Source organism: Sorangium sp. So ce145, assembly GCF_051525985.1.
GTDB classification, from domain to species: Bacteria; Myxococcota_A; Polyangia; order Polyangiales; family Polyangiaceae; genus Sorangium; species Sorangium cellulosum_B.
Genome location: NZ_CP150315.1, coordinates 11,790,887 through 11,804,639 on the forward strand (window position 1 = coordinate 11,790,887; position 13,753 = coordinate 11,804,639).

The window sequence follows — 13,753 nt, forward strand, 5'->3', positions numbered from 1 at the left end:
ATGGCGCGATGGCCGCGCGCCCCTATCTCCTACAGACCGCCTCCAGGTTGTTGCCGTCGGGGTCGTGCAGGAAAGCGGCGTAATACGTCGGGCCGTAATCCGCGCGCACGCCGGGCTTGGAGTGAGGGATGCCCTGGCGCTCTTGGAGAATCTTGCGGTGACGCGCGCCGCGCCTCCACGACGCTCGGGGAGGCGCGCGCGGCTCAGGCGGCGTCGATCGTCCTGAGCAGGGCGTCGAGCTCGAAGGGCTTGCTGAGCACCTCGCGCGCGTGCGCCGGCATCGGCTGCTTGATGTTCGACGCCGCGGTCATGATGACGACGGGGATCTCCTCCAGCGCGGGGATCGCGCAGAGCTCGTCGCACACCTTCCAGCCGTTCATCTTCGGCATCATCAGGTCGAGCAGGATCACTCCGGGCCGCTCGCCGTCGAGGAGCCGCTCGAGCGCCTCTCGCCCGCTGAAGAAAGGCGTCGCCTCATAACCGAGGTCGCGCAGCGTCTCGGCCAGGGTCGTCGCCAGATCCACGTCGTCATCGATGATCAGGACAGACTTGTTCATGTAGGAAGAGGGCGTTCGCTGGTGAATGTGGGCCGACGTCGAGGCCGCTCGGCGCGGAGATGCGGCCTCGCTGCCACAACATTGCATGGGCTCCCATGGCATTTGCTAGTAGGACGCCGCGCGGCCGCAAGGAGAAACGCGGCAGAGCCAGGCACGTGCGCTCGCCTTGCGCGCTTGCCCGGCTGCTTCAGCGCGGCCTTGCTCTATGCTGTGGCGCCATGCTCGACACGCGGGAGTTGCCGCTCCTCCGGGCCCTCGCGGGCCGATACCCGACGACCGAGGCCGCGCTCTCGGAGATCGGCCATCTGCGGGCGATCCTGTCGCTCCCGAAGGGGACGGTGCACGTGGTCAGCGACGTCCACGGCGAGCACAGGAAGCTGAAGCACATCATCAACAACGCCTCGGGGAGCCTGCGGCCGCTGGTCGAGCGGGTCTTCGGCGACCGGCTCACGGCGGCCGAGGAACGCGCGCTGCTCTCGGCCGTCTACTACCCTCGCGAGAGGTACGCCCGCGTCGCGTCCCACAGCGAGGGGGCGCGGTGGGCCTTCCTGATCTGGACGCTCGCGCGCGAGGTCGAGGTCATCCGCGCGCTGTCGCTGCGCTACACGCTCCGCCAGGTGGAGGCGGCGTTCCCGGAGGACATGCGGGGCCTGCTCCGCGAGCTCGTGTCGGCGCGCGCCACCCTCGGCGAGGGCGGCTACCTCGACGCGCTCCTCGATCCGTTCGTGCAGCACGGCCGCGAGATCGAGATCTTGCGCGCCACGGCGCGCGCCATCCGGAACCTGACGGTCTTCGAGCTCGTGGTGGCCGGCGATCTCGGCGATCGCGGTCCCCGGCTCGACAAGGTGATCGAGTACCTGATGCGCCAGCCGCGCGTGCGGGTCGTGTGGGGCAACCACGACGTGAGCTGGATGGGCGCGAGCCTCGGCCAGGAGGCGCTCATCGCCACGGTCGTCCGGCTCTCGCTGCGGTACGGGCGCCTGTCGCAGCTGGAAGAGGGCTTTGGCATCTCCGTGGCGCCGCTCGATCGGCTCGCGCGCACGGCCTACGCCGACGATCCGGCGGAGCGCTTCGCGGTCCGGGGCGAGGGGCTGCGCGACGCCCTGCTGATGGCGCGGATGCAGAAGGCCGCGGCCGTCCTCCAGTTCAAGCTGGAGGGGCAGCTCTGCCGGCGCCGCCCGGAGTACGCGCTCGAGCACCGCTGCCTGCTCCATCGCATCGACGCGCGCGCGGGCACGGTCGCGATCGACGGCGAGGTGTTCCCGCTGCTCGACGCGCGCTTCCCGACGCTCGACCCCGGCGATCCGTACGCGCTGACGCCGGACGAGGCGGCGTGCGTCGCCCTTCTGAAGGAGTCTTTCCTGAGGAGCCCGGCGCTGTCCCGCCAGATGCGCTGGATGGTGCAGCAGGGGACGACGTGGCTCAGGCGCGACCGGGCGCTCATCTTCCACGGCTGTGTCCCGGTGGACGGCGAGGGCGAGCTCCTTCCTTTCGTGGTGGACGGCGAGGTTCGCCGCGGCAGGGCGCTGTTCGACGCGCTGGAGCGGACGGTGCGCCGGGCCTTCCGGGCGGGCGCGCAGGAGGACGTCGACATGCTCTGGTACCTCTGGACCGGGCCGCTCTCGCCCATGTTCGGCAAGGACCGGATGACGACGTTCGAGTCGTATTTCGTCGCCGACGAGAGGACGCACAGGGAGACGAAGAACCCTTATTTCCACCTGATCCACGACGCCGCGTTCTGCGGCCGGGTGTGCCGCGAGTTCGGTGTGGACGAGGAGCGCGGGCTCATCGTGAACGGGCACGTGCCGGTCCGGGTCGAGCGGGGGGAGTCGCCGATCAAGGCGTCGCGCCGCGCGGTGACGATCGACGGGGCGTTCTCGGAGGCGTACGGCGACAAGGGGTACACGCTCGTGCTCGAGGCGAGCGGGGCGCGGCTCGCGCAGCACCACCATTTCACGTCGGTCGAGCAGGCCGTCGAGGCGGGGGAGGACATCATCCCCGTGATCTCCGACGTGGAGGTCTACGAGGCCGAGCGCCGGGTGGGAGACACCGAGAAGGGGGAGGAGATCGAGCGGGAGATCGAGCTCCTGGAGCGGCTCATCGAGGCGTATCGAGACGGAGCGCTCCTCGAGCAGCCGAGGTGACGTGAGGCGCGGCGGGGGCCGCGCCTCCTCGGATCAGTCGAGCTGGCCGTCCAGGATCCAGTCCTCGAGGGTCTTCTGCTCCTCCGCGGTCAGGCAGCGCGCGTTGTCGGCGTCCTCCACCGGGTCGCCGGTGCATCCACGGGTGCGCGGCATGCGGGTGGCTGAGTCGAGGTCGTGGATGCGGATGATGGTGCACGCCCCCTGCGTCCTCGGAAGCTCACCCGCGTCCACGGCGCACTGGGTCGAGCTCGAGGCAAGCTGCGAGGACTCGTAGGTGATGGCGAAGCCGCTGGCCGGCGCGGGATCCGTGCGGGTGTGGCAGGGCGAGCACTTCGCCAGCAGGATCGGCTCCACGTCGGCCCACCGTACCGGCTCGCCGCCGGCGCCGCCGGCGCCGCTCGTGCCGCCCTCGCCGCCTGCGCCGCCGGTGCCTGGAGCGCCGCCGGTGCCGCCCTCGCCGCCTGCGCCGCCCTCGCCGCCGGTGCCTGGAGCGCCGCCTGCGCCGCCCTCGCCGCCCTCGCCGCCCTCGCCGCCGGTGCCTGGAGCGCCGCCGGTGCCGCCCTCGCCGCCTGCGCCGCCCTCGCCGCCGGTGCCTGGAGCGCCGCCGGTGCCGCCCTCGCCGCCGGTGCCTGGAGCGCCGCCGGTGCCGCCCTCGCCGCCGCTGCCGCTGGTGGTGCCGCCGCCAGTTCCTGCGCTGGTGCTGGTGGAGGTGCCGCCGCCGGCCTCTCCGCCTGCGCCGCCTGCGCCAAAGTCGACCTCGTCGTCACCGCACGCGGCGAGCGCGAGGAGCAGCGTACCGGTGGTCATGAAGAGACGAATGGAAGTACGCGGGATAGAGACCATGCGCGGAGAATAGGCACGTGCAGTCTCCCGGGTAAATACTGCCGCACAGACGCCACGATTCTATCATTGTTCCCTTGACGGAATATGCTTCCGCTGAATCGCGACGGTAGAAGCTCCGGCCCGCCCGTCGGCTCGTGCTGCGTGAGCCCATGGCTCTGTCCGGTGGTCCCGTTCGACGGCGCCGATAGCGCCGCGCCCGGCTGGAATCGGCATTGCGGGGGGTCGACCGCGCGTGGGCGGCCTCGACGAGCTGACGCTCGCGCGCGGCGTGGTGCCGCGTTTGCCTCGTATCCCCGAGGTGCCACGGCTCATGATAGCTGTTCGTCGTCCTCTTCATGATGGATCGTCGAGCGCAGGCTCCCTCGACGCCGACGGCATGCAGGTAATGTCAACTCCTCTGAGCGTCTCTCGTCCTCGCGCGAACGCCAGCGCTCCTCCTTGTCTACCTCGCGCGGTCTCTCGATCCTCGGATCGGAGATGATGTGCTCGACCCCGGTGAGCCCGCATCCATCGATGAGCCCGTCGCGTGCTCGCTCGTGCACGGGTTGTCGCGTTATGCCACGGGTGGATTACCGCGCCGCGCCATCGGGTTTGTATATTGCGGCCCGACTCGGACTATGGTTAACCGGTGGCGTCCCAGGACGCACCGTGTCATCCGGCGCGCCACGAGGCACGAGGGAGGCCTGGCTCGGGCTCATGGCGACGGCGCGGCGGCGACGCACGCGCGGTCACGTGGTCGCGCGGGCGAACCCTCGTTCGCGGCGTGAGGGGGGCTTGCGTGCGGGGGGAGTCATGGATTAGAACGTTCCCTCTCTGTCTTATATTTCTTACACGTCCCGATCGACGCTTTACTCGACTGTCACGGTTCACCTTAAAGCCCATCCTTCATCTCATCGACAAGAGAGGGGAGCACCCATGCGCCTCACACGGTATGCAACATGGATCATGGCGGCGGCTGTCGTTCTCGCGCCGGCCGCCTGCGGTGACGACACGTCCGACAACCCGACCGGCTCCGGAGCCAGCTCCGGCGCTGGTGCTGGCTCCGGCGCTAGCTCCGGCGCCGGCGCCGGCTCCGGAAGCGGCTCTGGCTCCGGAAGCGGCTCTGGCGCTGGCGCTGGCTCCTCCGGCAGCGGCTCCGGGACCGGAGGCAGCGGCACCGGCGGCAGCGACAGCACCGGCGGCGGCGGCAGCGGCGCCGGCGACAGCGTCGGCCTCCTGCCCTGCGACAACGGCTGGCCCGAGGTGCGGAGCGCGATCGCGCAGGATCCGGCGATCGAGGCGGCCATCGCCGAGCTGCTCGGCAAGATGAAGGTGGAGGAGAAGGTCGGCCAGATGGTGCAGGCCGAGATCCAGAAGATCACGCCGGCCGAGGTGAAGCAGTACAACATCGGCTCCGTGCTGAACGGCGGCGGCTCCTGGCCGGGGAAGAACAAGAACGCGACGGCGGCGGACTGGGTGAAGCTCGCCGACGACTTCTACAACGCCTCGGTGGACACCAGCGGTGGCCGCGTGGGCATCCCGATCATCTGGGGCATCGACGCGGTGCACGGGAACAACAATGTCCGCGGCGCCACGCTCTTCCCGCACAACATCGGCCTCGGCGCGGCCCACGACCCCGATCTGCTCGAGCGCATCGGCGCCGCGACGGCCAAGGAGGTCCTCGCGACCGGGCTCGACTGGACCTTCGCGCCGACGCTCGCGACCGTGCGCGACGACCGCTGGGGCCGCACGTACGAGGGCTACTCCGAGGATCCCGAGATCGTGAACGCCTATGGGGGCCGGATCGTGCAGGGCATCCAGGGCGCCGCGAACAGCCCTGATCTCCTCGGCGCGACGCGCGTCATCGCGACGGCCAAACACTTCATCGGTGACGGCGGCACGGACAAGGGCGATGACCAGGGGAACAACCTCGCCTCCGACACCGAGCTGTGCACGATCCACGCGCAGGGCTACCTGTCTGCCATCCCGGCGGGCGCGCAGACGGTCATGGCGTCGTACAACAGCATCCGCGGCCAGAAGATGCACGGGAAGGGTGATCTGCTCACCGGGGTGCTGAAGGACAAATTCCACTTCGACGGGTTCGTCATCGGCGACTGGAACGGTCATGGGCAGGTGTCGGGCTGCACCAATTCCTCGTGCGCCGCCTCGATCAACGCCGGTGTGGACATGATCATGGTCCCGGACGACTGGAAGGCGTTCTACGAGAACACCCTCAGCCAGGTGAAGGGGGGCCAGATCTCGATGGCGCGGGTCGACGACGCCGTGACGAGGATCTTGCGGGTCAAGATGCGGGCGGGGCTCCTCGGCCCGAAGAAGACCAAGCAGGCGCCGTCGAAGCGGATGTTCGCGGGAGATCAGTCCGTGCTCGGGCAAGCGGAGCACCGGGCCCTCGCGCGCGAGGCGGTCCGGAAGTCTCTTGTCCTCCTCAAGAACGCCCGCGGGGTCCTGCCCCTCGCCGCCTCGGCCAAGGTGCTCGTCGCGGGCAAGTCCGCGGACAGCATCTCGAACCAGTCCGGCGGCTGGTCGAGGACGTGGCAGGGCACCGAACTGACGAACGCCGACTTCCCGGGCGCGACGTCGATCTTCAAGGGGATCCAGGACCTCGTGTCGGCCGGCGGCGGCCAGGCGACGCTGAGCGCCGACGGCTCCGGCGCCAGTTCGGGGAGCTTCGACGCGGCGATCGTGGTGATCGGCGAGACGCCTTATGCCGAGATGCAGGGGGACATCCAGGTCGCGACGGACGACACCCCGCACGCGAAGACGCTGGAGCACGCGGCCTACCACCCCGAGGATCTGCAGGTCCTCCAGGCGATCCGCACGGCCAAGTCGGATCTGCCGATCGTGACGGTGTTTCTGTCGGGCCGTCCGCTCTACGTCAACAAGGAGCTGAACCGCTCGGACGCCTTCGTGGCCGCGTGGCTCCCGGGCTCCGAGGGCGGCGGCGTGGCCGACGTGCTGTTCGGCAAGCAGCAGTTCCAGGGCAAGCTCTCGTTCTCCTGGCCTGCGACCGAGTGCCAGCGGGTCAACCGCGGGGATGACGGCGCGCTGTTCCCGTACGGCTTCGGCCTGACGACGGAGAACAAGGAGACGCCCGCGGCGCTCCCGGAGCCGTCCTCCGGCGGCGGCTGCAACTGAATCCATCCTCCGCGCCGCTGCCGCTCTCCTGAGCGGCGGCGGCGTTCGTGAGATAGGCCGAGGACCCAGCCCGCCGCGCGGCGGGCCGGGTCTCCGTGAACAGCGCCTCAGCGCGTCACGCGCCGCCGTCTCGCGCGGTCGTGAGCACCACCTTGCCCGTGGTCGCGCGGGGCGCGACCGCCGTCATGGCCGCCGTCGTCGAGCTCGACGGAGCTCCAGGCTCCTACACTTCCACTTCGCGCACGTGCTGCCCGCTCAATGCGAGCGTCGCCTATCAATCGACATCCGGTGCACTCTTAGCGACGGCTACCTCGCCGCGTAGGCGCGCCCCTCTGGTACACGCTCTGACTACACCCCATTCATCTCCTCTTCAGCAGACGTCGCCCCTCATGACGAAGCTTCTGCGTGGGACCAGAATCGGCGAGCGCTGCAAGCGCTCGTGCTACCTTCGGCGAGCGCTCGATGAGTTTAGCCCAATCCAGCGCAAGAGAGGCCCAACGCAGGGACTCGCTCGCAAGACCCGTAGCGACGACATCTTCGAACGGAAATAGTTCTATGAACTCCTCCGGTATTCCTTTCATTCGCAGCCCTTCCAGAAGACGTTGGCGCGCCTCGGCCGGCGTAACCTCCAGGATTGGCAACAGAAATACGCATTGATGTCCCAGTGGGAACTCGCTCGCGAATTTTTTTTCCTATTATGACCCACCAGCCATCCGAAGAGATGCCCAAATCGAGTCGTGCGGTCTCGAGCGATGCGACGGGAGTCAACCGTATCACGGGTCCATTGTTCGGCCCATGCAGAACTCTCCAAGGGATCGACAACTCGGCCAGACTTGCCACGAGCTGACGGTGCCGTTCCGTATCCATCAATTCTCCTACGGTATGCGTGTAGCTTTCCCCGGTGTGTGTGACTTGAACCCCATGCTTGCTCATGAAGTCGACGAACTGTTGCCGAATCTCGGGGTTCTGGCGCCACCGGCGCCGACTGCGACTGAGCCCTTGCTCTGCGCCGCTGCCGATCTCCCGGGCGGCGGCGGCCCTCATCGCCGGTTCGTGAGCACGATCTTGCCGGTGGTCGCGCGGGACGCGACCGCCTTCATGGCCGCCTTCGCCTCCGCCATCGGCGGCGCGGCCGAGACGAGCGGCTTGATCGCGCCCTGGCCGTAGAGCGCGTAGAGCGCGTCTTGGGCCCTCCGCGTGAGATCGGGCCGGGCGCGGCTGTAGGTGCCCCAGTAGAGGCCGACGACCGAATAGTTCTTCACGAGCAGGTGGTTCGCGCGCGCCGCGGGGATGCGACCGGAGGCGAAGCCGATCACCACGATGCGTCCCTCGAAGGCGACGCATTTCGTCGACTGATCGAAGACGTCGCCGCCGACGGGGTCGAAGACGATATCGGCGCCCCGGCCCGAGGTCCGCTCCTTCACGACGGCGACGAAGTCCTCGCGCCGGTAGTCGATCGCGACGTCCGCCCCGAGGGCGCGGCAGACCGCCGTCTTCTCCTCGCCGCCGGCGGTCGCGATGACGGTCGCGCCGGCCGCCTTGGCGAGCTGGATCGCCGCGCTGCCGACGCCGCCCGCGCCGGCGTGCACGAGGACCGTGTCGCCCGGCTGGACGCCGGCGCGCCGGTGGAGCGCGAAATAGCCTGTCTGGTAGGTGATGGTCATCGCCGCGGCGTCCTCGAACGGCATCGCGTCCGGGAGCGCATAGGTGGTGCGCGGCCCCGCGATCGCGCGCGTCGCGTACCCCCCCGAGCCGGGGAGCGTCGCGGCCACGCGGGCGCCCGGCGGGAGCGACGGCTCCCGGCTCTCGACGACGACGCCGGCGACCTCGAAGCCGGGGATGAACGGCGGAGTCGGCTTGACCTGGTGCGCGCCCGCCGTGAAGAGCACGTCGGGGAAGTTGATCGCGGCGGCGGCCACCTCGATCCGGACCTCCCCCTCGGCGAGCGGGGGGTCGTCCACCTCTTCCCAGACGAGGATCTCGGGGGGACCGAAGGCGTGTCCGCGCCAGGCATGCATGCCCGCGGACCTTAGCAGAAAGCCCGGGCGGCCCGGCGGCGCCGCCTCGCGCGCCGGGGATCCCCCGCGGGATCGCCGGCGCGCGCGAGATCAGCGGACGATCTCGATCGGCAGCTTCGCCGTCACGGAGCCCTGCTCCTGCCCGTCGAACGTCACCTCGACATCGTAGGTCCCCGGCGCGAAGAACTCGTCTTCCGGGTTGTCCGTGTCCGATGGCCCGCTCCACTGCCGCCCCGACCAGGAGATCGTGTGCGTCGCCGCCGTCGCGTCGACCTGCACGGTCGCCGCGGCGTCGGGAGCGCAACACCCGGTGTCACAGAGGCAGTACTGCTGTGGATCCCCCGCCGTCGACAGCCCGGTGATCTGGTACGTGACGAACGAGCGCGGATCCGCGCTCGGCACGACGCAGTGCCCGCACCCGTCCGAGGCCGCGATCTCGATCGGAGGCACGCTCGAGTCGGTCGTGACCGTGTAGACGAACTCCGCTGGCTCGCCCCTCCAGTAGACGCAGCGGCTGGACTCGATCGATATCGTCACGCCCGGGATCGTGCCCTGGATGTCGCGCACCGCGCACGGCTCGGCCCCCGGCGGCAGTCCGCGGTCGCCGCCGCTGCTGCTGCTCTCGCCGTCGCCGCCGCTCCCGGCGCCCTCCTTGCCGCCGCCGCATCCGGTCGCGCACGCGGCGGACAGCAAGGCTATCGCCAGAGCTCGAAGCATGTCGTTTGCCATTCCCTCACCTCTCCCTCCTTCGCGCCACGCCGCCTGTTTGCGGCGGCGCGCGATCGGCAGCAAGGGAGATGCTCCGCGAAGCGCGCGCGGGCTCCGGAGGGACAGGCCGTGGTGCGCGCCACCCCGGGCCGCCGACTGTGCCACCCTGGGCCGCGGCCTGCTTGCGGGCGTCGCGTCAGCCGTGCTTCAGGGGTAGATCTCGATCCCCAGCTTTGCCGTGACGACGCCCTGCTCCTTGCCATCGAACGTCACCTCGACTTCGTAGCTCCCCGGCGCGAACGGGGCGCCCTCCGGATTGCTCGTGTCGGACGGCCCGGTCCACTGCCGCCCGGACCAGCGGATCGTCTGCGTCGCCGTGGTCGCGTCGACCTGCACGGTCACCGCCTCGTCGGGAGCGCAGCAGCCCACGTCGCACAGGCAGTAGAGCTGCGGCTGCGGATCAGCACCCCACGAGAGGCCGCTGATCTTGTAGGAGACGAGCGAGAGGGGATCGCTCGTCGGCTCGACGCAGCGCCCGCAGCCGGTGGAGGCCGCGACGTCGATCGGGGGGACGCTCGAGTCGGTCGTGACCGTGTAGATGAACTCGGCCGGCTCTCCCTGGCGGTAGTTGCAGCGGCTCGACTCGATCGAGATCTTCACGCCGGGGATCGTGCCCTCCCATCAGGCACGCACCGGACAGCAGGGCTGCCGCCAGCACGCGAAGAACGTCGCTCGTCATCGCATCACCTCGTGGCTCCGCCACCGAACCTCACGCGCGACGGCGCGGGGCGTGCAGCAAAAGGGATGCCTCGCGCGGCAAGCGCAGCTTCCCGCAGGCGCGCCTCTGGTTCGCGGCACCCCGGATCTTCGCTTGTGCCAGTTTGGGCCGTGGTGGGCTGTGAGCTGCTCCGCTCCCAGGGCGCCATTCCCGGCGAGCCAGCTATTCCGGGGCATCCCGGCGACATTTCAACGCACGAACCAGCGGCCGGCCCGGCTCATCCAGCGACGCGCCGGCGTGCCGCGGTCACTCGATCTCGGGGTACCAGCACGCCACGCGGTGGCCGCTGCCGGGGACGAGCTCCTCGAGCGGCGGGATCTCGACGTCGCATTTGCCCTCTTCGGACCTCCGGCAGCGAGGGTGGAACACGCAGCCGTCGGGCGGGTTGATCGCGCTCCCGGGCGCGCCCGGCAGCAGGCGGCGCGCCTTGCTTCCCCGCTCGATCGACGGCGTCGCCTCGAAGAGCGCGCGCGTGTACGGGTGGTGCCGCCGCCCGGCCACGCCCTGCGTGGGGCCGATCTCCACGATGCGGCCGAGGTACATCACGGCGACGCGGTGGCTCACGTGCTCGACGACGCGCAGGTCGTGCGAGATGAACAGCAGGCCGAGCGACAGCTCGTCCTGGAGCTCCTCCAGCAGGTTGACGATCTGGGCCTGCACCGAGAGGTCGAGCGCGCTCACGGGCTCGTCGCAGACGATGAAGTCGGGGCGCACGGCGAGGGCGCGGGCGATCGCGACCCGCTGCCGCTGCCCGCCCGAGAGCTCGTGGGGGAAGCGCTCCATCATGTCCGGCCGCAGGCCGACCTTCTGGAGCGCGCCCTCGACCATCGCGCTCTCCTCGTCGCGGCTCCTCGCGAGGCGGTGGATGACGATGCCCTCGCCGACGATCTCGCGCAGCGTCATGCGCGGGTTGAGCGAGCCGTAGGGGTCCTGGAAGACGATCTGCATCCGCCGGCGCATGGCCCTCAGCGCGCGGCTCGACAGGGCGCTCAGGTCGTGGCCGTCGAAGAGGACCCGGCCGACCGTGGGCTCGATGAGCCGGAGCACGAGGCGCCCGAGGGTGCTCTTGCCGGAGCCCGACTCGCCGACCAGGCCGAGCGTCTCGCCCCGGTAAACGTGGAAGGTCGCCTCGACGACGGCCTGCACGAACGACGGCTTCGCGAGGGCGCCGCGCTGCACCGGGTAGAACTTCGAGAGCCCCTCCGCCTGGACGAGCGGCCGCTCGCCCGGCGCGCTCTCCGCGCCCCCCGGGTGCGCCGCGGCTGCAGGGTGCGGGTGCGGCGCGGGGGGCTCGTCGCGCTGCGTGGGCGGCGGGGATCCGCTGTCGCGCGTCACGAGGCGCCCTCGTTGCCCGCGCGCCCCGGGCCCGTGAGGAGGAAGCAGCGCGCCGCGTGGTGCCCCGCGCCGGGCGGGACGGCGTACAGGTCCGGCGGCTCGGCGCGGCAGCGGTCGAACACGGCCTCGCAGCGGTCCTGGAAGCGGCAGCCGCGCGGCGGATCGCGCAGATCGGGCAGCGCGCCCGGGATGGTCGGCAGGCGGAGCGAGCGCTCGCCGCGCACGCGGTGCGGGCGGAGCCCGCGCGCCGGGATGCTCCTGAGGAGCGCGCGCGTGTACGGGTGCGAGGGCCCCGCGAGCACGTCGCGCGCCGGCCCTTGCTCGACGACGACGCCGGCGTAGAGGACGACGATCTCGTCCGCGAGCTCGCCGACGACGGCGAGGTCGTGCGCGATGAGCAGGAGGCTCATCGACGTCTCTGCCTTGAGCCGCTCGAGGAGGTCGAGGATCTGCGCCTGCGTCGTCGTGTCGAGCGCGGTGGTGGGCTCGTCGGCGATGAGCAGCGAGGGCTCCGGCGCGAGGGCCATGGCGATCATGACGCGCTGGCGCATCCCGCCGGACAGCTCGTGCGGGTAGCTGTTCGCGCGGACCTCGGGCTCGGGGAAGCCGACCTTGCGCAGGAGGTTCACGGCGTAGAGCCGGGCGTCGCCGCGGGACATGGGCCGGTGCAGCCGGATGGCCTCGGCGATCTGGGCGCTGACCGTGTACACGGGGTTCAGCGAGGTCATCGGCTCCTGGAAGATCATGCCGATCTTCCCGCCGCGCACGGCGCGCATCTCGCGCTCGCTCAGCGCGAGGAGGTCCTGGCCGTCGAGCTCGATCGAGCCGCCGTCGATGGACGCGTAGGGCGCGGGCAGGAGCCGCAGGATGCTCAGCGCGGTCACGGTCTTGCCGCAGCCCGACTCACCGACGAGCGCCACGGTGCGCCCGCGCGGCACCGTGAACGAGACGCGGTCGAGGGCGCGCGTGACGCGGCCGTCGGCGGCGAACGACACGCGGAGGTCGCTCACCCGGAGCAGCATGGGCGGCGGGGCCTCCTCGGGCGAGAGGGGCGGCACGGTGCGGGGGAGGGCGGAGAGGCGCCCGCTCGCCGTCGAGCGCTGGGTGACGGCGGGCTCGTCGTCGTCGAGCGGGCCGCGCGCGAGGGCGCCGTGGGGGACGGCGGGGGCGCCGGGGGCGGGGAGAGCGCCCGCGGTCGGCGTGGCGGGCGCGGGAAGAGCGCCCGCGCTCGAGGCGCCGGGTGTGGCCGGGGCGCTGGGCAGGCAAGGCGCGCTGGGCACGGGCGGCCTTCTCTCGCCGAGGTCGTGGCGGATCAGGGGAAGCGGGAGCGAGTTCCGCGCGCCGAGGTCGTCGTCCTCGTCGTCCTGGCCGTTGCTCACCGTACGTACACCTCGAGGCGGGGGCCGACGCCCTGGGAGATGCCCATCGAGTAGGCGGCCCCGACGGCGTCGCTCCCCGCCGCGAGGATGGCGATGCCGTGGTCGTCCTTGCGCCGCCTGGCCCAGTCGCGCACGAGCGAGGTGACGTCGATCCGCAGCGGCGTCGCCGGGCGGGGCCGCGCGATGGCGGCGGCCTCCGGGATCGACAGCCGCGGCTGCCGGCCCCACGTCGCCGTCTCGGAGCGCCACGGCTCGAGGATGCGCGCGACCTCCAGGGTGAGCGCGCGCTCGGCGGGGGGCGCCATCGGGGCCGGCTCCAGCACGACGAAGGCGCTCGCGATGTCGGCGCCGACGCCGAAGGTCGGCGAGAACCGGAGCAGCAGGACGACTTCACCGCCCCCGGCGCGCCCGAGCGCGACGGCGTCGGGGACGCGCGGCGTGGCCGCGGCGTCGTCCTCGACGAGGACGGCGAGGTCCTCGGGCGGGAGCAGCACGCGGCGCGCGTCGAGGGGCGCGGGGAGGGCGCTCGCCGGCCGGCAGCGCCCGGCGACGCAGTAGCCGGCGCCGCAGACGCCCGCGCCCGCGCACACGCCCGCGTCCTTCGCGGGGCCGCCGCCGCAGCCCAGGAGCGGCGGCGCCGCGACGAGCAGGGCCACGGGCGCGAGGGCGGCGAGCAGACGCACAGCGGGGGCGACCATAGCAGAGGGCGGCCCGGGTAGGGCGGCCCCGGTGGCGGGGCGGGTCGTGGCGGGGGTTGGTGGCGGGCGCGGCGCGCAGGGGGGCGGCGCATCGGAAGCGGGGGCGCGCGCTCGGGCGTGGAGGGCGGCGGCGCGCCCGGGAGGGGCGGTGGCGAGCG

Annotated in this window: 10 protein-coding genes and 1 pseudogene; 2 read left to right on the top strand and 9 right to left on the bottom strand. The window is 71.4% G+C overall.

Annotated elements, in window-relative coordinates; translation table 11 throughout:
• Window positions 1–22 precede the first annotated feature (22 nt).
• A pseudogene (locus WMF34_RS43785) lies at window positions 23–115 on the bottom strand (VOC family protein); the annotation flags it as partial.
• An 88-nt stretch (window positions 116–203) separates the two neighbouring features.
• Window positions 204–557, bottom strand: a complete 354-nt coding sequence (locus tag WMF34_RS43790; protein ID WP_012241165.1) for a response regulator — start codon at window positions 555–557, stop codon at window positions 204–206.
• Window positions 558–775: 218 nt separating this feature from the next.
• Between WMF34_RS43790 and WMF34_RS43795 the strand changes: the two genes are divergently transcribed.
• A complete protein-coding gene (locus tag WMF34_RS43795; RefSeq protein ID WP_012241166.1) occupies window positions 776–2,701 on the top strand; it encodes a fructose-bisphosphatase class III in 1,926 nt (641 codons plus the stop codon).
• A gap of 33 nt (window positions 2,702–2,734) precedes the next feature.
• Here WMF34_RS43795 and WMF34_RS43800 read toward each other — a convergent pair whose 3' ends face one another.
• Complete coding sequence (locus WMF34_RS43800) at window positions 2,735–3,508, bottom strand: hypothetical protein (protein ID WP_437991542.1); 774 nt, start codon at window positions 3,506–3,508, stop codon at window positions 2,735–2,737.
• Between the two features lie 951 nt (window positions 3,509–4,459).
• On the opposite strand from WMF34_RS43800, the gene WMF34_RS43805 reads away from it, so the two are divergent.
• On the top strand, window positions 4,460–6,679 hold the full coding sequence (locus tag WMF34_RS43805; protein ID WP_437991543.1) for a glycoside hydrolase family 3 protein: 2,220 nt from the start codon (window positions 4,460–4,462) through the stop codon (window positions 6,677–6,679).
• Window positions 6,680–7,719: 1,040 nt separating this feature from the next.
• Here the strand turns inward: WMF34_RS43805 and WMF34_RS43810 are convergent.
• The 6 genes from WMF34_RS43810 to WMF34_RS43835 all read right to left on the bottom strand — a co-directional run bounded on the left by WMF34_RS43810 (window position 7,720) and on the right by WMF34_RS43835 (window position 13,580).
• On the bottom strand, window positions 7,720–8,697 hold the full coding sequence (locus WMF34_RS43810) for an NADPH:quinone oxidoreductase family protein (RefSeq protein WP_012241171.1): 978 nt from the start codon (window positions 8,695–8,697) through the stop codon (window positions 7,720–7,722).
• A 90-nt stretch (window positions 8,698–8,787) separates the two neighbouring features.
• A complete protein-coding gene (locus WMF34_RS43815) occupies window positions 8,788–9,414 on the bottom strand; it encodes a hypothetical protein (RefSeq protein ID WP_437991544.1) in 627 nt (208 codons plus the stop codon).
• 198 nt (window positions 9,415–9,612) lie between these two features.
• The gene (locus tag WMF34_RS43820) at window positions 9,613–10,065 is read right to left on the bottom strand and encodes a hypothetical protein (RefSeq protein WP_437991545.1); all 453 of its coding nucleotides are present in this window, start codon (window positions 10,063–10,065) and stop codon (window positions 9,613–9,615) included.
• 364 nt (window positions 10,066–10,429) lie between these two features.
• The gene (locus tag WMF34_RS43825; protein ID WP_437991546.1) at window positions 10,430–11,518 is read right to left on the bottom strand and encodes an ABC transporter ATP-binding protein; all 1,089 of its coding nucleotides are present in this window, start codon (window positions 11,516–11,518) and stop codon (window positions 10,430–10,432) included.
• The gene (locus tag WMF34_RS43830) at window positions 11,515–12,897 is read right to left on the bottom strand and encodes an oligopeptide/dipeptide ABC transporter ATP-binding protein (RefSeq protein ID WP_437991547.1); all 1,383 of its coding nucleotides are present in this window, start codon (window positions 12,895–12,897) and stop codon (window positions 11,515–11,517) included. The genes WMF34_RS43825 and WMF34_RS43830 overlap by 4 nt, the downstream gene beginning before the upstream one ends.
• Entirely contained in the window at window positions 12,894–13,580 is a 687-nt protein-coding gene (locus WMF34_RS43835) for a DNRLRE domain-containing protein (protein ID WP_437991548.1), read from the bottom strand. The genes WMF34_RS43830 and WMF34_RS43835 overlap by 4 nt, the downstream gene beginning before the upstream one ends.
• Between the last annotated feature and the right edge of the window lie 173 nt (window positions 13,581–13,753).

Excerpts from the sequence above, each read along its gene's own strand:
- WMF34_RS43790 (WP_012241165.1), bottom strand. The coding sequence starts at position 557 with ATGAACAAGTCTGTCCTGATCATCGATGACGACGTGGATCTGGCGACG.
- WMF34_RS43795 (WP_012241166.1), top strand. The coding sequence starts at position 776 with ATGCTCGACACGCGGGAGTTGCCGCTCCTCCGGGCCCTCGCGGGCCGA.
- WMF34_RS43800 (WP_437991542.1), bottom strand. The coding sequence starts at position 3,508 with ATGACCACCGGTACGCTGCTCCTCGCGCTCGCCGCGTGCGGTGACGAC.
- WMF34_RS43805 (WP_437991543.1), top strand. The coding sequence starts at position 4,460 with ATGCGCCTCACACGGTATGCAACATGGATCATGGCGGCGGCTGTCGTT.
- WMF34_RS43810 (WP_012241171.1), bottom strand. The coding sequence starts at position 8,697 with ATGCATGCCTGGCGCGGACACGCCTTCGGTCCCCCCGAGATCCTCGTC.
- WMF34_RS43815 (WP_437991544.1), bottom strand. The coding sequence starts at position 9,414 with ATGCTTCGAGCTCTGGCGATAGCCTTGCTGTCCGCCGCGTGCGCGACC.